The organism is Mannheimia sp. ZY171111, assembly GCF_017750945.1.
Taxonomy (GTDB): Bacteria; Pseudomonadota; Gammaproteobacteria; order Enterobacterales; family Pasteurellaceae; genus Mannheimia; species Mannheimia pernigra.
In genome coordinates this window covers 161,257-180,018 of sequence record NZ_CP046532.1, presented here as the reverse complement: position 1 = coordinate 180,018, position 18,762 = coordinate 161,257, and the positions used below count along the sequence as shown (strand labels likewise).

The window sequence follows — 18,762 nt, the reverse complement described above, 5'->3', positions numbered from 1 at the left end:
CCACAAGGGGAGAGAGGGATAGATTAGAGAGATAAAAATATAATGGCATTATTACAAATTTCTGAACCCGGTCAAACCGCTGCACCACATCAACACAGATTAGCAGTTGGCATTGATTTAGGCACAACAAATTCATTGGTTGCGACTGTTCGTAGCGGGCAGGTGCAAGTGTTGTTAGATGAACAAGAAAGAGCATTAGTGCCATCGGTCGTGCATTACAGCGAAACTGAAAAAACAGTCGGTGTTGAGGCTTTTGCAAAAGCAGCACTTGATCCACAAAATACGGTTATTTCCGCCAAGCGTTTAATTGGGCGTTCGCTTGCTGATGTTGAGCAACGTTATACCAATTTACCTTATCAATTTAATGCGAGCGAAAATGGCTTGCCGCTCATTCAAACGGCACAAGGGAATAAAAGCCCGATTGAAGTTTCAGCTGATATTTTAGGTCACTTAGCACACTTTGCAGGAAAGCGTTTAGGCGGAGAATTATCGGGCGTAGTGATTACTGTGCCTGCCTATTTTGATGATGCCCAACGCCAAAGCACTAAAGATGCGGCACGTTTAGCTGGCTTAAATGTATTACGTTTATTAAATGAGCCAACGGCGGCGGCAATTGCCTATGGTTTAGACAGTGGTCAAGAAGGCGTAATTGCCGTTTACGACTTAGGTGGTGGCACGTTTGATTTATCCATTTTGCGTTTACGCAAAGGCGTGTTTGAAGTATTGGCAACGGGAGGCGATACCGCTCTTGGCGGCGATGATTTCGATCATTTATTAGCCGATTGGATAGCCGAACAAGCTAATTACAAACCACAAACTGCTAGCGAACAGCGCGAATTATTAACTTTAGCAACTCAAGCAAAAATTGCTCTTTCACAAGCGGCCGAATTTGAGGTGAATTTTGCAAATTGGACAGGTACTGTGAGTCGTTTGCAATTTAATGAGCTAATTCAACCGCTTGTAAGACGTTCTTTAATGGCTTGTCGCCGTGCGTTAAAAGATGCTGGCGTGGAAGCTGAAGAGGTGCGAGAAGTGGTGATGGTAGGTGGTTCAACCCGAGTGCCTCTTGTACGTGAGCAAGTGGGTGAGTTTTTTGGTAAAACGCCATTAACATCTATTGATCCAGACAAAGTGGTGGCGATTGGTGCGGCAGTTCAGGCCGATATTTTAGTGGGTAACAAGCCTGATTCTGATATGTTGTTATTAGATGTCGTGCCTCTTTCATTAGGTATTGAAACAATGGGCGGGTTGGTGGAAAAAATTATTCCACGTAATACTACTATTCCTGTTGCTCGAGCCCAAGAATTTACCACTGGCAAAGACGGGCAAACAGCAATGACTATTCACGTGCTACAAGGCGAGCGTGAGCTGGTGGAGGATTGCCGTTCATTAGGTAAAATCAGCCTGCGTGGTATTCCTGCAATGGCAGCTGGTGTGGCACAGGTTCGAGTCACTTATCAAGTTGATGCAGATGGTTTATTAAATGTAACGGCAATGGAGAAATCAACAAAAGTTCAGGCATCGATTCAAATTAAGCCATCTTACGGTTTAACTGATGAAGAAGTTACCCAAATGATTAAATCTTCTATGAGCAATGCCAAAGAAGATATGGCAGTTCGTCAACTCGTTGAGCAAAAAGTGGAAGCAGACCGTGTGATTGATAGTGTCGTGATTGCATTGAAAGAAGATGGCTCAGAGGTATTGAACATCGAAGAATTTAAGGCGATTGAAGCTCAATTAGCCCGTTTAATTGAATTAAAAGCAGGAACAGATCGCCTAGCTATTCAGCAAGGCATTAAAGATTTAGATTTAGCCACACAAGAATTTGCCGCACGCCGTATGAATTTATCTATTCAAAAAGCATTAGCGGGTAAAAAAATGGACGATCTTGCATAAGGAGTGTTATGTCTAACTATGTAAAAACCGAACTCTCAGAGCCGTTTAGAACTGTTTCGGTGGAATTTGATTTAGAAGATAATCGCATTTTTGAATTAGGCGAGCGAATTAATGCAAAATATGAAGCTGCTTATATGAACGGCTATAATTGGGCGGCATTTTTACGAGCTTATCTTAGTATTTATCGTCCAAGCCTATTAGAGTTATTAGAGGAAGATCCTGAGGTAGGGTGCTATTATGTAACTTATCCGCTTTCGGAGAAAAGCAAAGAAAAAGCGAGAGAATTGAAAAATATTATTATTTATTTGGTTGAGAATGAAGATGAAATGTTCAACTTCATTGGAGAGCATATAGATAATATTGAATGGGATTAATTAAAGGAAAATTAAGATGCCAAAAATTGTATTTCTTCCACACGAAGAGTTTTGCCCAGAAGGTATGGTTATTGAGGCTAAGACTGGGGATAATTTATTAGAAGTTGCACACGATGCTGGGGTGGAAATTCACCACGCTTGTGATTGTTCTTGTGCTTGTACTACTTGCCATGTCGTCATTCGTGAGGGGTTTGATTCTTTAAACGATACAACCGATCAAGAAGAAGATATGTTAGATAAGGCTTGGGGCTTAGAAATGGATAGTCGTTTGAGCTGCCAATGTGTTGTTGGCGAGGAAGATCTCGTTGTTGAAATTCCAAAATATAACTTAAACCACGCAAATGAGGCAGCACACTAATGAAATGGACAGATACCCGAATGATCGCAGAAAATCTGTATGATATGAATCCAGATTTAGATCCAACCACCGTGCGTTTTACGGATATGCACAAATGGATTTGCGAAATGGACGATTTTGATGACGATCCTGAAGCATCAAACGAACATATTCTTGAGGCGATTTTAACCATTTGGTTGGAAGAGTACGAGTAATAAAGAAAACCTAAAGCATTGGCTTTAGGTTTTTTTGCATTTAATATCTTAACAATTTGTTTGTTTTATTTTTTTCACGGCATAACCTCTACGTTTATTTAATTCTTCTCGAATTCCTTGTTTTTCAAATCCGTCTTGAATAACTTGTTGCACATCAATTTTCATTGCGGCTCGGTAATATTTTTGAGCAAGTTCGGCTTGTGGGTAATCGCGATTTTCAAAGGTTAATCGCCCCTTTGCATCCGCCTCACAAGCAAGCAGAAAATCAAAAAATCGTTTTGGTTTTCGCCATACATCAAGGGCATTAAAGAGCTTGATGACAGTTTCAGGGCGGAGTGCTGCCATTTTGTGGCAATGGGTGTGATATTCCGTAACCAGCAATGCGAAATCTTTAATCTCTGTGGGTATTTTTAAACGATTAGCCAATTCTCGGGTAGGTTGAATACCTTTGACTTCGTGTCCGTAGTGGTGAGGCAAAATCTCTTTCGGTGTTAAGCCTTTGCCAAGATCGTGACAGAGAGCGGCAAACAGTAAAGCGGTCGGATTTTCCGCATTTTTTGCAAGTCTTGTGGCTTGTTCTAACACCATTAATGTATGTACACCCGAATCAATTTCGGGGTGATGCTGTGCTGGTTGTGGCACGCCGAAAAGCCGCTGTAGCTCGGGAAATAAGACTTTTAATGCCCCAACTGCACGCAAAACTTCAAAATAGACAGGCGGATTTTCCGTTTCAAAGGCTTTTTGGGTTTCGAGCCACACTCGTTCTGCGGTGAGCGTTTCTAGCTCGCCACTTTCCGCAATATTTCGCATTAAATCAAGGGTTTCAGCGGCTATCGAAAAGCCGAAATGGTGAAAGCGGGCAGCAAAGCGAGCCACACGTAATACTCTAAGCGGATCTTCGCTGAATGCTGATGAAATGTGGCGTAACACACGGTTTTCTAAATCTTTTACGCCGTGGTAAGGGTCAAAGATCGTGCCATTTTCATTTTGTGCAATAGCATTAATGGTGAGATCTCGGCGGATTAAATCTTGTTCTAGTGTGACCTCTGGCGAAAAATCGCAAATAAAGCCGTTGTAGCCATTACCTTGTTTACGCTCTTGGCGGGCTAACGCATATTCCTCTTTGGTTTCAGGGTGGAGAAAAACAGGAAAATCTGCCCCTACTTGCTGAAAGCCTTGAGCGATAAGCTGCTCAGAAGTTGCTCCCACTACCAAAAAATCCTGATCTTTCACGGGCAAGCCAAGTAATTTATCTCTCACCGCACCGCCGACTAAATAGATATCCATTTTGCAAAATTTCCCTAAAATATCACCGCTTGCTACATATCCGTTTTTTCTTTAAATTCGCATAAATCTTCAATAATACAAGAGCCGCAGCGAGGTTTGCGGGCAACGCAGGTATAACGACCGTGCAAAATTAGCCAATGGTGAACATCCACTTTAAATTCATCTGGTACGACTTTGAGTAGCTTTTCTTCAACTTGTACGACATTTTTGCCAGGCGCGAAGTTGGTACGGTTAGCAACACGGAAAATATGGGTATCTACCGCAATAGTTGGATGCCCGAAAGCTGTATTCATTACAACATTTGCTGTTTTTCTGCCCACACCGGCAAGAGCTTCTAAGGCATCGCGATTCTCGGGTACTTCGCTATTGTGTTTTTCAATGAGATCTCGACAGGTTTTAATAATATTTTCAGCTTTGCTATTAAATAATCCGATAGTTTTAATATACTCTTTTAGCCCATCTACACCTAAATCTAAAATTGCTTGTGGCGTATTTGCTACAGGAAATAGTTTATCCGTTGCCTTGTTTACCCCTTTATCGGTTGCTTGTGCGGAAAGAATTACGGCAATGAGTAATTCAAAGGGATTGCTATAATTGAGTTCCGTAGTCGGCTTGGGGTTTTCGTTGCGTAAGCGAGTTAAAATCTCAACACGTTTTGCTTTATTCATTATTAATTAAAAATTCCTTGTTCGTAGAGCATTTTAGCAACCATAATAAAAGACATTGTTACGAGCATTGGGCGAATTAATTTTTTGCCTTTTGTCATTACCATTTTAGCACCGAGTGTGCCACCAATAAATTGTCCTACCATCATAATTAAACCGACTTTCCAAATGATCGCACCACCGATAGTAAAAAAAATCAGTGAAGCAAAGTTAGAGGTAAAATTAATGACTTTTGCGTGTGCAACGGCTTTAGGTAAGTTAAAGCCCAGTAGTAAGATAAAGGCTAGTGTAATAAAAGAGCCTGTCGCAGGGCCAAACATACCGTCATAAAAACCTAGTGCAATGGATGCGGTAAAAGCAAAAGTAGTAAAACTAATTCGCTGTTTACGATCTTTATCTCCTACATTTGGGCTAACTAGAAAATAGACGCCAATCATTAAAATTAAAAATGGCAGTAATGTTTTTAGGAAGTCAACATCAATATTTTGTACAAAAATAGTCCCTGCGGCAGAGCCGATAAAAGTACATAAAATAAGTCTCCAAATCGGCTTTAAATTCACGGCTTTTTGACGAATAAAATAAAAAGAGGAGGAAAATGATCCACCGCAGGCTTGTAATTTATTTGTGCCTAATGCGATTGCTGGTGGCAATCCGGCAGCCATTAACGCTGGAATAGTCAGTAGCCCGCCTCCACCTGCAATAGCATCAATAAAACCAGCAATGGTAGCAACTAGGAATAAAATAGCTAAAATATCAATGCCTAATTCCATTAATACACCACCATTTCATCACTATGTACGGCGACAGAGCCAAATTCATAGCCCAGTAGTAGCTCAATTTCTTTCGATTTTTTCCCTTTAATGCGAAGTAAAGCCTCACTGCTGTAACGAGCAATACCTAAGGCAATAGCCTTTCCGTCTTGATTGAAGATTTTAATAACCTCTCCGCGTGTAAACTCGCCTTTAATTTGAGAAACGCCAACTGGTAATAATGATTTATGTTGCAGCAACGCTTGCTCAGCACCTAAATCTACAACAATTTCCCCTACTTGTGGGGCGGCAAAGATCCAACGCTTTCTACCCTCCAAGCGGTCAGATTGTACTAAAAATTTGCTGCCGATAGCCTCGCCATTTGCTAAATCAACCAACACATTAGGACGAGAGCCAGAGGCGATAATCGTTTCTACGCCTGAGCGAGTGGCAATGTCGGCCGCTGTAATTTTAGTGCTCATTCCGCCTGTCCCTAAACCTGTTGAACTGCCACCCGCCATTTGGCGGATTTCAGGCGTAATCTTTTCCACTACAGAAAGTAATTTAGCATCAGCGTTCGAGCGAGGATCAGCATTAAATAATCCCTCTTGATCGGTCAATAAATAGAGCTGATCTGCTTGGGCAAGAATAGCAACTAATGCAGATAAATTATCGTTATCGCCTACTTTAAATTCTTCAGTGGCTACGGCATCATTTTCATTAATGACAGGGATAATTTTTTGAGCGAGTAACGCATCGAGAGTATCACGAGCATTTAAAAAACGCTCACGGTCATCAAGATCAGCACGGGTTAATAACATTTGCCCGATATGAATATTATAAATATCAAATAAATTTTCCCACACTCGAATTAATTGGCTTTGCCCAACTGCCGCTAACATCTGTTTAGATGCTAAGGTATTGGGGAGCTCTGGGTGTCCTAGATAATCACGCCCAGCTGCTGCGGCACCTGAGGTGACAACGATCACCCGATGGTTTTGGTGCAATTGTGCGATTTGTTTCACGAGTTCTAATATATAAGGGCGACTTAAACTTTTTTGGCCGTGCGTTAGCGTGCTTGTTCCGAATTTAATGACGATAGTTTTTGACATAAGTGCTTCACTTTTATTTAAAAAATAATGCGAATAAAATTATCATTTTTAAGGTGTAAAATCACGCTGAATTTGATATAAAATCGAACCAAGTGACATAAAAGGTATAGAAAATGAAAATTAGCGTGATCGTAGCTCGAACAAAGAATAATGTGATTGGTAAAGGTAACGAAATGCCGTGGCATTTACCTGTGGATTTAGCGTGGTTTCGTCAAAATACGGTAGGCAAACCGGTGATTATGGGAAGAAAGACGTATGAATCAATAGGCAGGCTTCTACCAAAACGCCCGAATATTATTCTTTCTCGCTCAGAGATGATTGTGGAGGGGGCTTATGTTGCCCAATCGCTTGAACAAGCGGTCGAATTAGCTAGAAATCTTGCAAATGGTGATGAAATGATGATTATTGGCGGAGGAGAATTATTTAAACAAGCGTTACCACAAGCAGAGCAGCTCTATTTAACCGATATTCAAGCGGAGATTGATGGCGATACTTTCTTTGAATTTGATGAAGAAAATTGGACATTGATAGAAGAAAAATGGTCGGAAGTGGATGAAAATAATCCATATCGCTGCCATTTTATGGTGCTTAAACGTAAAAGTGATTAATAAATGAGCAATCAAAAATAAAAAGTTGAACGCAAACCTTTGCTATTTTTCGTCCTAGATACAAATGTGTTCAGACATCTTAAAATATGACCGTTGATTTTAATTTTTATTGTTTAGGGAGACTTCAATGGAGTATGTTGAAATTTTAGGCTATGTCGCAATGGTTTTGGTTGCTAGCTCATTTTTATTAAAAGATGTGATTAAGCTCCGTGTAATCAATTCTTTAGGTTGTGCTTGTTTTGTTGTTTATGGTTTATTGATTGGCTCAATTCCAGTGACAGGCTTAAATGCTTTAGTCGTTTGTATTAATTTATACTATATTTTTAAAGGTAATAAACCTAAAGTGATAGAGCATTCTTAAATAAATTGGATGAGGGCAAATAGTTATTTGCCCTACTGCTATAAATTATAAAGAATATCTAACGCATCACTTAGTTTTTTTACAGTAAAAACGTCCATATCTTTAATCGGCTTTTTAGGCGCATTACCGTGGGGAATGATGGCTCGCCTAAAGCCGTGTTTTGCTGCTTCACTAATTCGTTCTTGTCCGCTAGTCACAGGACGGATTTCCCCTGCTAATCCCACCTCGCCAAAAATAACTAAATCTTGTGGTAATGGGCGATTGCGAAAGCTAGACATTAAAGCCAAGATCAGAGCCAGATCGGCACTGGTTTCGGTTACTTTCACACCGCCTACGACGTTGACAAACACGTCTTGATCTGACATTTGTAGTCCGCCGTGTCGATGTAAAACCGCAAGCAGTAGCGATAAACGGTTATGATCTAAACCAACGGCGACACGGCGAGGATTTGCTAGCATTGAATGATCGACTAGAGCCTGAATTTCAACTAGAAGCGGGCGAGTTCCTTCCCACAACACCATTACAGAGCTACCAGGCGTTTGTTCTTCGCTACGGCTAAGGAAAATTGCAGAGGGATTTTTAACTTCTTTCAAGCCCTGCTCAGTCATTGCGAATACACCTAACTCATTTACTGCACCAAAACGATTTTTATGGCTACGCAAAGTGCGGAATCGAGAATCGGACTCCCCTTCAAGTAATAATGAAGCATCAATAGCGTGTTCCAATACTTTTGGGCCAGCAAGTGTCCCATCTTTAGTAACGTGCCCTACCATAATAATGGCGACTTGGCGGGTTTTAGCATAACGAGTTAAAAATGAAGCACATTCTCGAACCTGTGAAACGCTTCCTGGAGAGGATTGAATATCGGATAAGTGCATCACTTGAATAGAATCGATTACCATAATTTTAGGTTTTTCTTGATCGGCAATATTGCAAATATGCTCAACGGAGGTTTCAGATAGCATTTTAAGATTTTGTGCAGGTAAACCTAAACGGTTAGCACGCATTGCCACTTGCTGCAAAGATTCCTCACCTGTAACATAAAGAGTAGGGATATTTTGAGCTAAGCCACACATTACTTGGAGTAAAAGCGTACTTTTGCCTGCACCAGGGTGTCCGCCAATAAGAATGGCAGAACCTGGTACAACCCCCCCACCTAGCACACGATCTAGCTCATTAAAACCACTGCTAAAGCGAGGCACTTCTTGCAGGCTAATATCTGAAAGTGCTTGCACTTTGCCTGATGTTTCACCTGCGTAACCACTAAAGCGGTCAGATTTTGCTGACTCTTTACTCGAAATCAACCTAACTTCGCTGATGGTATTCCAAGCCTTACATTCTCGGCATTGCCCCATCCAACGGGAGTATTCCGCCCCACAATCATTACAAACATAGGCGGTTTTAGGTGCTTTTGCCATTTTTTATCCTTGAATTTGAAAAATTTTGCGAAATTCTAGCAAAAAACTGTATGAATAAACAGAGTGAATATTTATTTTTTCGATCTGTGTCGAAAATTTAGAAATTGATAGTCGCACCTTTAGCAAAAAATTTGCACACTTTGTTTGCCAAACTTTTTGGTTTTTTTATAAGGAATTTATATGCAAAAAATTTATCTTTTTCGACCGCTTGCAAAAGCGTTTACCTTGATTGAGCTAATGATCGTGATTGCAATTATTGCCATTCTAGCCACTATTGCGATTCCATCTTACAACGCTTACACACAAAAAGCGGCTTTATCTGAATTATTGAGAGCATCGGCTTCTTATAAATCAGATGTTGAGCTGTGTATTTATCAAAATAATGGACCTAAAGATTGTTCTGGTGGAAAAAACGGTATTCAAGCCGATAAGGCGAATAGTAATAAAGCCAAATATCTTAATACGATTAAGGTAAATAAAGGCGTGATTACCGTAACAGGAAAAGGCTCGCTTAATAATTATAGCTACACGCTAACACCAGCCTTTTCCAATAATACGATCAGTTGGACTGTAAGTTGTAAGGGTAAAGATACGAGTCTGTTCCCCGCAGGTTTTTGTAATTAGCTAGGTAGAGAGGAAATCAAAATGGCGTATTCAGTTACCGATCTTAACAGCCAGCAAATCATTGAAATTTCTGCCGAACAATGGGCAAAAAACGGCAATGAAAAGCAGATTTTGTTGCGATATTTAGCCGTTCCGTTGCGAGAAACTGAATCACAATTATGGTTAGCGATTGATGATATGCAAAACTTGAGTGCGTGTGAAATCTTTGCTTTTATTCATCATAAGCAGATTGAGCCTGTTTTGATTTCCTCTGATGAGTTGAAATTTTTACTTAATGCCCTTTCACCCGAGCAGAGTCGCTTACAGAGTGAAATTTATGAGGATAATGCCGCTTATTCGTTATCAAATGCAGAGCAGGTAGATAGAAACGATCCGATTATTCAAATTTTAGATAATCTCTTTAAATTTTGCTTAAAAAATAATGCCTCAGACATCCATTTGGAGCCTCAGAAAGAGAGGTTACTCATTCGACTAAGAATTGATGGAGTTTTACATCTTTATAAAACGTTTCCTCAGAATGTATCAAACCGACTGATTTCTCGAATTAAATTACTAGCGAAACTAGATATTAGTGAAACCCGTTTGCCTCAAGATGGGCAATTTCATTTTAAAACGATTTTAGCAGAAACCTTAGATTTCCGCGTTTCAACTTTGCCTACGCATTTTGGTGAAAAAGTGGTACTTCGGATTCAAAAAAATAAGCCAATTAATTTGGACTTTTTAGAGTTAGGATTTACCCCAAGCCAGAAAGAAAAATTGCTCAATGCACTGAATCAACCGCAAGGCTTGATTCTAGTAACAGGGCCGACAGGTAGTGGTAAAAGTATCACGCTTTATAGTGCATTAAGTCATTTAAATAGCAATGAAAAACATATTTTAACTGCGGAAGATCCAATTGAAATTGAGATAGAGGGTATTATTCAAACTCAGGTAAATCGTGGTATTCATCTTGATTTTAGCCAACTACTGAGAACCTTCCTTCGACAAGATCCTGACATCATTATGCTAGGTGAGATCCGTGATGAGGAGAGTGCAGAAATTGCCTTAAGAGCGGCACAAACTGGGCATTTGGTTCTTTCGACATTACATACTAATGATGCACCCTCTGCCATAGAGCGATTATTACAACTCGGGATAAAAGAATACGAGCTGAAAAATGCGTTGTTGCTTGTGGTGGCTCAACGTTTATTAAGGCGAACTTGCACAAAATGTGGCGGTATCGGTTGCGAAAATTGCTATCAAGGCTACAAAGGTAGAATTGGGATTTATCAACTCTTGAGCAGAACTGCAAAAAATTTTGAAAAAACGACCGCTTGTTTAGATTTTGAAACCTTAGCTGAGAGTGCAAAAGAAAAATTAGTGGAAGGAAAAACAGATCGGAATGAAATTTTGAGGGTATTAGGAAATGGCGAAAATCTATGAATACCATTGGAAAGCGGTTGATCGTTTTCAACAAAAACGTAAAGGCAGCCGATTATCTAGTAGCCGAGAAGAGCTTGAAAGTATGTTGTTAATGAAAGGTTATGAGCAGATTCGCATTAATCGAAACTTCGTTTTATCTCAAAATCCGAAAAGAGAGCAGATCAGCCAATTTATTTCCCAGCTTGCGTTATTAGTGAATTCCGCTATATCGTTAAAACAGGCTCTTTCGATGATTTTACAAAACTGCCGAAATATTAAAATGTATCAATGGCTAAGCGAGCTCATTTTGCTGATTGAAAATGGTTATTCTTTTTCACAATCATTAGAGAAACAAGATAAATTTATTGCTAATCAAGAACTTCAACTGATTAAAATGGGCGAGCAAAGCGGAAAACTAGGTATCATCTTAACGAATTTGGCGAAAAGCCGAGCTAAGTCTGATAAGTTAGCTAAAAAAGTGAAGAAAATCTTGTTTTATCCTGCGATTGTATTGTTTATTTCCCTGTCTCTTTCTCTCGGATTGTTGATCTTCATTGTGCCCCAGTTTGCAGAACTTTACGGCACAAAAGAGAAAGCCTTACCACTGATTACGGAAATACTATTTTCTCTTTCCCAGTGTTTGATTGAACAGAAGCATCTTCTACTTAGTTTATTACTAGCGGTCGTTTTTTTCCTCTTTTTTGCAAAAAGAGAGAACGGGTTTGTGAGGTTAAAAATGGCGTTATTGTCTAAACTCCCTGTATTTCGACAAATCATACAGCAAGCCCGTATTGTCTTTTTTAGCCAAAATATGGCTTTAATGTTGAATGCTCATATTCCGTTAGATTTGGTATTAAAATCCTTTTTATCTGAAAAAAGCGATGATCCTATATTACAAAAAGAGGTTGAATTTATGCTAAATCTCTTGCAACAAGGCTACCCATTTTCGCAAGGCATTAATCCAAATGTGTTTGGCTTAGATATGCCACAAATGATCGAAATCGGCGAGCAAAGCGGCAACGTTGCCAACATATGCGAACATATTAGCGAGATGTACCAACAAAAACTGGATTATCAAATTGATATGCTCTCTCAGTTATTAGAGCCAATGTTGATGTTACTGATGGGAATAATTGTGGGGACTATTATTGTCGGTTTATATCTACCCATTTTTGATATGGGAAGTTTAGTGGAGTAATTATGTGGCTTTTACTTTCCTTTTTATCTGCCTTTTGGTTTAAAGCGGAAATGCCAAGATTTGCAATAAGAATAAACCAGCAAATTTATCAAGCAGCTAATTCAATCAATCAGCTTAATTTAACCGAGCAGCAATTTATTGCACTCTCGTCTTTAAAATCTCAACAAACAAGATGGGTAAACCTCTTTTTTCTACTTTTTCCGCTTATTATGTATTGTTCGGAAAACCCGATTATGGGCGGAATTTTTATTCTACTTTGCTTTCTTTCTCTTTTAGATATTTGCTATTACCTAACGGATACTCGCTATATCGGGCTTATTTTTCTACTTGTTTTATGGGAAAGAGTAAACCATTTCCATAATCAAACGTTATTGTTTACCTCACTGTTTTGTTTATTTATCGCGCTCTTTTCCTTTCTCGTTTTTAAAAAAGAAACATTTGGCTTTGGCGATATGTTGTTATTGCTAGCGTTATCTCCCTTATTCAATATAGAAAAAATGTTACTGCTGATATTAACGGCTTGTTTATTAGGCATTTTTTATTACTTAACTTATTGGTGGATAAAAAAGCAAAAATTAGAAAAGTTGGCATTTATTCCGTTTATTAGTTTGGCGGTGGGCGTTATTGTAACGCTTGAAAGCTGGGGGATTAATTATTAGAATTGAGGAACTTTAATTTTGAGGAACTTTTATGACTTACATTGTGGGTTTAACAGGTGGAATTGGCAGTGGTAAAACCACCGTTTCGGATTTATTCGCCGAACTTGGTGTAGAAGTGATTGATGCCGATATTGTCGCTCGCCACGTGGTGGAAAAAGGAACGCCTCTGTTAGCTCAAATAGTAGAGCACTTTGGAGAAGATATTCTTAACGCCGAAAAAGAATTAGATCGAGCCAAGCTACGCCAAATGGTGTTTAATAATGACACTGAAAAAAACTGGCTGAATGATTTACTTCACCCAGCAATTCGAGAAACAATGGTAAAAAAATTGCAAGAATCGACCGCTTGTTATCTGATTTGGGTTGTACCACTCTTGATTGAAAATAAGCTCACCGAATTTTGTGACCGCATTTTAGTGGTTGATGTCAGCCCAGAAATTCAGCTCGAACGAGCCACCAAACGAGATAAAAGCAAAGTGGAAACCATCCGAAAAATAATGGCGACTCAAGTCAGCCGTGAAGAAAGATTAAGTTACGCTGATGATCTGATTGAAAATAACTTACCGATTGAGCAAGGATTCGTTTTGATTAAAGAGCAAGTGAATAGTCTGCACCAGAAATACCTAACATTAGCAAATAAAAAGGAAAAAGAATGTCAGAAACTATCGTAAATTGCCCGACTTGTGAAAAAGAGGTTGTGTGGAATAAAGAAAGTAAATATCGCCCATTTTGCAGTGAGCGTTGTCAGATCATTGATTTGGGGGATTGGGCAGCGGAAAAGCACGCTATCGCCAGTGAAGAGGAGGATCTTTTTAGCGAAGATTTAGAAAAATATTAGCTATGTAAATTGAGCAGAGAAACTCTCTAGCTCTAGCCAAATATCATCGCTAAATTCTTGTTTGACTTTACGCTCTAATTCGGCCAGTTGGTGGATTAGAGCGTAAAGTTTTTTATAATTTAATCGTTGTACAATCTGGCTGTAAAATGGTCTGCGGTTTTGCCAGATCTTCAAGCGGTCAAATTCCGTTCTTAAATTACCATTAAAGAGCGGTTGTTCGCTTGAGACTGGTGTGGGGGCGCGTGTGATTTCAAGTAAAATCATCAGCTCTTTTTGTATAATACGTAATAAAACAACCGCTTGTACTTCTTCATTTTGTAAGTGATGTAAAATGCGTTGAGCTCTCCCGATTTTCCCTTCAAAAAGAGCATCAATCCATTGAAATGGGGTAAATTGAGCAGAGTGTTCTACCACTTCTTTTACTTGATTGAGCGTAATTTTCCCACCATTATGTTGAAGCTGTAGTAGCTGTAATACCTGTTTTAGTGCGAGAAGATTACTTTCATAGCTATAGCAGAGTAATTGAGCTGCTTCAGGTTCGAGTTGCAAATTCATCTCTTTTGCTCTATTGCTTAACCACTGAGGTAACTTACTGATTTCTGGCGTTTGGCAGTTAATTTGTACTACTTGAGGCTCAATTTGGGTAAACCAAGCCTGCTTTTCCATCGTTTTGGAAAATTTAGGCAAATGCAAAATAAAAAGGAGATCTGAATGAATTAATGCACAGAATTCGGATAGCTTTTTAAATTGTGTCGTTGTTGGAGATTCAGGAAAATTCAAAATAATGATTTGTCGAGAGAAAAATAATCCCATTTCTTGGGCTGTTTCAAAAAGTGCTTCCCAGTTTGTGTCATTTTTTACGTCAATCTCTTTTTTCTCATCAAAGCCTTTTAAACGAGCGGATTGGATAATCAAATCTTTAGATTCATTCACCAACAACAAGTCGTTCCCTGTTAATAAATAAAAGGGATGTAATCCTTTGTTTAGAGAAAGTTGAAGCGCTTCAGGGAATAGCTTTTGCATAGATAAATGGCGAAAAATAGTTCGCCCCTACAAATTATTGTTATTTTGAAAGTTCTTTTTTCAACGCAGCCATTTTAATAATTAACTGGCGAGAGGCTTGTTCGTACATATCTTTCATAATCATCTCTTTTTCTGCTGACTTGGCAAGTGCAGCACGAGAGTCATCAAAGAAAGTTCGATGGGCAGAAACCGCTAGTGGATATTGCCCTTTATTTGGAATATCTGCAATTGCTTCTACATTCAGTGTTAATATTTTTTCTGCTTCACGAGCTTGTTTAAATACTGAGACAACCTTGCTATTTGTAGATGTTGAAACTAAACGAAGTTTTGATACATTTACAGAACTTGGCACTAATTTTACATCATTTAATTGTAATTGATTACGTAAAATACGAGACATTTCACTATGTTGATCGGCACTTTCAAGCGTTAATGTTCTGAGTGATTCAGGTAGTACTTCGTTGTTTTTAAAATGCCAACCGCAAGCAGTGAGGGCTAAAACAGCAACGAGGGAGAGTTTTTTAATCATAAGTTTTCCTCTAAGATAGTACAAGCTTAGCAGCTTGTACTATCAATTTATATAGATATTATCCTTTAACTACAAAGCTCAACATTTTAAATGGAATATAGATTTCTTTAATGATTTCTTGATCATCTAAGAATTTCACTACATTCGGTTCTGCTTTGGCAATAGTTTTCACTTCATCTTCAGTTGCGGTTGCAGGTACGGTAATTTTGCCACGCACTTTACCGTTTACTTGCACCACAACGAGTTTTTCATCTTCTACCATTGCAGTTTCGTCTGCTTGCACCCAAGGGGCGAAGTCGATGGTTTGCTCATTACCTAAGGCTTGCCATAATTCAAAACAGATATGTGGCGTGATTGGGTAGAGCATACGCACCACCGCACTTAAGGCCTCCGCCATTACTGCTTTATCTTGCTCACTTTCAAGCGGTGCCTTGGTGAGCTTATTCATTAGTTCCATTACCGCCGCAATTGCTGTGTTGAAGGTTTGGCGGCGACCAATATCATCACTCACTTTTGCTATTGTTTTATGAACATCACGGCGAAGCTCTTTTTGGGCTTTGTCTAATGCAGATGTATCTAAAATTGTCGTTGCTGGCGATTTTGCATATTCATACACTAAATTCCATACACGACCTAAGAATCGTTTTGCGCCTTCTACGCCAGATTCTTGCCATTCAAGGGTCATTTCTGCAGGGGAGGCGAACATCATAAATAAGCGAACCGTATCCGCACCATATTTTTCCACCATTTCTTGTGGGTCGATACCGTTGTTTTTCGATTTCGACATTTTCGTCATACCGCTATGAACTAGCTCACGACCTTCAGGATCGGTTGCTTTAGTGATTCTGCCTTTTTCATCACGCTCCAAGGTTACTTGCGTTGGGCTGACCCAAATACGCTCGTTCGTTGGGCTGGTGTAGTAGAACGCATCCGCAAGTACCATACCTTGACAAAGTAGTTTCGTTGCGGGTTCGTCTGAATTTAAAATGCCTGCATCACGCAATAATTTGTGGAAGAAACGGAAGTAGAGCAAGTGCATTGTCGCGTGCTCAATACCGCCGATATATTGATCTACGGGTAACCAATAATTTGCCTCGTCAGAATCTAACATTCCATCAAAATATTGCGGGCAAGTGTAGCGTGCGTAGTACCAAGATGACTCCATAAAGGTGTCGAAAGTATCGGTTTCACGCAATGCGGGTTTGCCGTTGTAAGTGGTTTTTGCCCATTCTGGATCTGCTTTGATTGGGCTTTTCACGCCGTCCATCACTACATCTTCAGGCAGGATCACGGGTAGATCTTGTAATGGAACAGTTACCACTTCGCCTTCTTCGGTTGTCATCATTGGAATTGGTGCCCCCCAATAACGCTGGCGAGAAACACCCCAGTCACGCAGACGGAAATTCACTTGGCGTTTACCCACGCCCATTGCTTCTAATTTGTCTGCAATCGCATTAAATGCTACCTCAAATTCTAAGCCGTCAAATTCAGCAGAATTGATTAATTTACCGTGTTCGGTGTAAGCTGCTTTTGAGAAATCCCATTCTGAGCCATCAAGCGGTCGAATTACCTGATTAATTTGCAAATCGTATTTTTGAGCGAACTCGAAGTCACGTTCATCGTGGGCAGGCACAGCCATTACCGCACCAGTTCCATAGTGCATTAATACGAAGTTTGCGACCCAAACTGGCACTTCTTTGCCTGTTAATGGGTGAATAGCGAATAAGCCGGTCGCCATTCCTTTTTTCTCCATTGTGGCAAGTTCGGCTTCAGCCACTTTGGTGTTTTTAGCCTCACGGATAAATTCCGCTAATTCAGGATTATTTTCTGCTGCCAATTCTGCCAATGGGTGAGCGGCTGCTACTGCGACATAGCTCACGCCAAAGAAGGTATCTGGGCGAGTGGTGTAAACAGGCAAGGTTGCGTTTGAACCAGCGATTTTGAAGGTGATTTCCACCCCTTCAGAACGACCAATCCAGTTGCGTTGCATTGTTTTGACTTGATCTGGCCATTGTGGGAGATTATCTAATTGTGATAATAATTCTTCCGCATAATCGGTAATTTTGATAAACCATTGCGGAATTTCACGCTGTTCAACAGGCGTATCGCAACGCCAGCAGCAACCCTCGTGAACTTGCTCGTTGGCAAGTACGGTTTCATCATTCGGACACCAGTTTACGGTTGAGGTTTTTTTATAAACCAAGCCTTTTTTATACAGCTCAGTAAAGAACCATTGTTCCCATTTGTAATATTCAGGGCGACAGGTTGTCACTTCACGATCCCAGTCGTAAGAGAAGCCCAGCATTTTAAGCTGACCTTTCATATATTCGATATTTTCGTACGTCCATTTAGCCGGAGCAGTATTGTTTTTCACCGCTGCCCCTTCTGCTGGCAAGCCGAATGCGTCCCAACCCATTGGTTGAAGCACGTTTTTACCGATCATACGTTGATAGCGTGAAACTACATCGCCAATCGTGTAGTTACGCACGTGTCCCATATGCAATTTGCCTGATGGATAAGGCAGCATTGAAAGGCAATAATATTTCTCTTTAGTAACGTCTTTAACTGCTTTGAACACTTTATTTTCTGCCCAATAGTGCTGAACTTTCGGTTCAATCTCACTTGGGGTGTATTGTTGTTGCATAAAATCTAACCTTGCTTTGAATTAGTTAAAAAATTGCTGTGATAATACCGTAAAACAAGGCTCTTTTGAATGGCAAGCGGTGGGATTTACAAGGTTTTTTGCAGATTTTTGCGATATGCTTCGAAAAATCATTAAATGATAAGTGAGAAAATGCAGAACTTTGATTATGATATTTCAAGATATTTTTGTAACAACAAAAAATATTGATTTGATTGAGTGATGATGTTATAACTGATGAGGTTCATCGCAAATGAAATTGGAATATGATGAGCAAAAAAGTATAAAAAATACCTTAGAAAGAGGACTCCCTTTCTCAATGGTAAAGGATTTCGAATTTGATACTGCATTTATTAAACAAGATTTACGCAATGAATACGGCGAAATTAGGTATCAAGCTTTAGGACTAATTGAGACTCGACTTTACGCCTTGGTTTTTTGTCTAAGGCAGGAAGTGGTGAGGGTAATCAGTTTTAGAAAAGCTAATTCAAGAGAGATTGCAATTTATGAAAAAAACAGAAAATCAGATAATAGATAATGAAAATCCGGAATGGACACAGGCAGATATTGATAATGCTTTGGCATTCCAGCAAATGCCTGAACAACTTCAATCTTTAGTTTTACAATCACAAGCTAAGAAAAGGGGCAGACCTTTAAGCCAAAACAAAAAAGTGAGTGTGACAATTCGTTATTCATCAAATGTGATCGAGGCTTTTAAAGCTACAGGCAAGGGTTGGCAGAGTAGAATGAATAAGGTTTTGGAAGATTATATTGCTCAGCATTGAATAGATAAAAAGCGAATCCATTAAGGATTCGCTTTTTTAATAG

Annotated in this window: 22 protein-coding genes; 14 read left to right on the top strand and 8 right to left on the bottom strand. The window is 39.6% G+C overall.

All coding sequences use genetic code 11. From position 1 onward, the window contains the following. Positions 1–42 precede the first annotated feature (42 nt). The 4 genes from hscA to iscX are packed head-to-tail and all read left to right on the top strand — an operon-like array spanning position 43 to position 2,822. The gene (gene hscA / locus GM698_RS00855) at positions 43–1,896 is read left to right on the top strand and encodes a Fe-S protein assembly chaperone HscA (protein ID WP_209289489.1); all 1,854 of its coding nucleotides are present in this window, start codon (positions 43–45) and stop codon (positions 1,894–1,896) included. An 8-nt stretch (positions 1,897–1,904) separates the two neighbouring features. Further along, entirely contained in the window at positions 1,905–2,270 is a 366-nt protein-coding gene (locus tag GM698_RS00850; RefSeq protein WP_176809842.1) for an Imm51 family immunity protein, read from the top strand. Between the two features lie 16 nt (positions 2,271–2,286). After that, positions 2,287–2,628 (top strand): ISC system 2Fe-2S type ferredoxin, encoded by a 342-nt coding sequence (gene fdx / locus GM698_RS00845; RefSeq protein ID WP_159629572.1) that lies wholly within the window; start codon positions 2,287–2,289, stop codon positions 2,626–2,628. Then, a complete protein-coding gene (gene iscX / locus GM698_RS00840) occupies positions 2,628–2,822 on the top strand; it encodes a Fe-S cluster assembly protein IscX (RefSeq protein ID WP_159629574.1) in 195 nt (64 codons plus the stop codon). Before fdx ends, iscX begins: the two co-directional genes overlap by 1 nt. A 48-nt stretch (positions 2,823–2,870) precedes the next feature. Here the strand turns inward: iscX and GM698_RS00835 are convergent, their stop codons facing one another. The 4 genes from GM698_RS00835 to proB are packed head-to-tail and all read right to left on the bottom strand — an operon-like array spanning position 2,871 to position 6,635. After that, positions 2,871–4,109 carry a multifunctional CCA addition/repair protein gene (locus GM698_RS00835; protein ID WP_209289488.1) on the bottom strand — a complete coding sequence of 413 codons (1,239 nt, stop codon included), beginning with the start codon at positions 4,107–4,109 and terminating at the stop codon, positions 2,871–2,873. A gap of 32 nt (positions 4,110–4,141) precedes the next feature. Next, entirely contained in the window at positions 4,142–4,777 is a 636-nt protein-coding gene (nth, locus tag GM698_RS00830; RefSeq protein WP_176808290.1) for an endonuclease III, read from the bottom strand. A 2-nt stretch (positions 4,778–4,779) separates the two neighbouring features. Beyond that, complete coding sequence (locus GM698_RS00825) at positions 4,780–5,544, bottom strand: TSUP family transporter (protein ID WP_176812456.1); 765 nt, start codon at positions 5,542–5,544, stop codon at positions 4,780–4,782. Continuing rightward, on the bottom strand, positions 5,544–6,635 hold the full coding sequence (proB, locus tag GM698_RS00820; RefSeq protein ID WP_209289487.1) for a glutamate 5-kinase: 1,092 nt from the start codon (positions 6,633–6,635) through the stop codon (positions 5,544–5,546). The genes GM698_RS00825 and proB overlap by 1 nt, the downstream gene beginning before the upstream one ends. A 113-nt stretch (positions 6,636–6,748) precedes the next feature. Here proB and GM698_RS00815 point away from each other — a divergent pair, with 113 nt between their 5' ends. Continuing rightward, the gene (locus tag GM698_RS00815) at positions 6,749–7,243 is read left to right on the top strand and encodes a dihydrofolate reductase (protein ID WP_159629590.1); all 495 of its coding nucleotides are present in this window, start codon (positions 6,749–6,751) and stop codon (positions 7,241–7,243) included. A 127-nt stretch (positions 7,244–7,370) separates the two neighbouring features. Further along, on the top strand, positions 7,371–7,604 hold the full coding sequence (locus GM698_RS00810) for a YgjV family protein (RefSeq protein ID WP_159629593.1): 234 nt from the start codon (positions 7,371–7,373) through the stop codon (positions 7,602–7,604). Between the two features lie 38 nt (positions 7,605–7,642). Here the strand turns inward: GM698_RS00810 and radA are convergent, their stop codons facing one another. Beyond that, on the bottom strand, positions 7,643–9,022 hold the full coding sequence (gene radA / locus GM698_RS00805) for a DNA repair protein RadA (protein ID WP_176808292.1): 1,380 nt from the start codon (positions 9,020–9,022) through the stop codon (positions 7,643–7,645). A 180-nt stretch (positions 9,023–9,202) separates the two neighbouring features. Between radA and GM698_RS00800 the strand changes: the two genes are divergently transcribed. The 6 genes from GM698_RS00800 to yacG are packed head-to-tail and all read left to right on the top strand — an operon-like array spanning position 9,203 to position 13,741. Then, positions 9,203–9,646 carry a prepilin-type N-terminal cleavage/methylation domain-containing protein gene (locus GM698_RS00800; protein WP_209289486.1) on the top strand — a complete coding sequence of 148 codons (444 nt, stop codon included), beginning with the start codon at positions 9,203–9,205 and terminating at the stop codon, positions 9,644–9,646. A 21-nt stretch (positions 9,647–9,667) separates the two neighbouring features. Beyond that, positions 9,668–11,068, top strand: a complete 1,401-nt coding sequence (locus tag GM698_RS00795; RefSeq protein ID WP_209289485.1) for a GspE/PulE family protein — start codon at positions 9,668–9,670, stop codon at positions 11,066–11,068. Continuing rightward, a complete protein-coding gene (locus GM698_RS00790; protein WP_176812460.1) occupies positions 11,052–12,245 on the top strand; it encodes a type II secretion system F family protein in 1,194 nt (397 codons plus the stop codon). The genes GM698_RS00795 and GM698_RS00790 overlap by 17 nt, the downstream gene beginning before the upstream one ends. Positions 12,246–12,247: 2 nt before the next feature. Beyond that, a complete protein-coding gene (locus tag GM698_RS00785) occupies positions 12,248–12,904 on the top strand; it encodes a prepilin peptidase (protein WP_209289484.1) in 657 nt (218 codons plus the stop codon). 31 nt (positions 12,905–12,935) lie between these two features. Continuing rightward, positions 12,936–13,574: a dephospho-CoA kinase gene (coaE, locus tag GM698_RS00780; RefSeq protein WP_209289483.1), complete on the top strand. Its 639-nt coding sequence runs from the start codon at positions 12,936–12,938 to the stop codon at positions 13,572–13,574. Next, a complete protein-coding gene (yacG, locus tag GM698_RS00775; RefSeq protein ID WP_159629615.1) occupies positions 13,556–13,741 on the top strand; it encodes a DNA gyrase inhibitor YacG in 186 nt (61 codons plus the stop codon). Before coaE ends, yacG begins: the two co-directional genes overlap by 19 nt. Here the strand turns inward: yacG and holA are convergent, their stop codons facing one another. Genes holA through leuS form a run of 3 tightly spaced genes read right to left on the bottom strand, consistent with a single transcriptional unit; the run spans position 13,742 to position 17,937 of the window. Then, positions 13,742–14,764 (bottom strand): DNA polymerase III subunit delta, encoded by a 1,023-nt coding sequence (holA, locus tag GM698_RS00770; RefSeq protein WP_176808297.1) that lies wholly within the window; start codon positions 14,762–14,764, stop codon positions 13,742–13,744. A gap of 40 nt (positions 14,765–14,804) precedes the next feature. After that, positions 14,805–15,293, bottom strand: coding sequence for an LPS assembly lipoprotein LptE (gene lptE / locus GM698_RS00765; RefSeq protein WP_176808298.1), 489 nt, complete (start codon positions 15,291–15,293; stop codon positions 14,805–14,807). 58 nt (positions 15,294–15,351) lie between these two features. After that, positions 15,352–17,937, bottom strand: a complete 2,586-nt coding sequence (leuS, locus tag GM698_RS00760; RefSeq protein WP_209289482.1) for a leucine--tRNA ligase — start codon at positions 17,935–17,937, stop codon at positions 15,352–15,354. 250 nt (positions 17,938–18,187) lie between these two features. Here leuS and GM698_RS00755 point away from each other — a divergent pair, with 250 nt between their 5' ends. Both GM698_RS00755 and GM698_RS00750 read left to right on the top strand, forming a co-directional pair. Continuing rightward, positions 18,188–18,472: a BrnT family toxin gene (locus tag GM698_RS00755; RefSeq protein WP_176812466.1), complete on the top strand. Its 285-nt coding sequence runs from the start codon at positions 18,188–18,190 to the stop codon at positions 18,470–18,472. Next, positions 18,441–18,719, top strand: a complete 279-nt coding sequence (locus GM698_RS00750) for a BrnA antitoxin family protein (protein ID WP_176812467.1) — start codon at positions 18,441–18,443, stop codon at positions 18,717–18,719. The genes GM698_RS00755 and GM698_RS00750 overlap by 32 nt, the downstream gene beginning before the upstream one ends. The last annotated feature ends 43 nt before the right edge of the window (positions 18,720–18,762 follow it).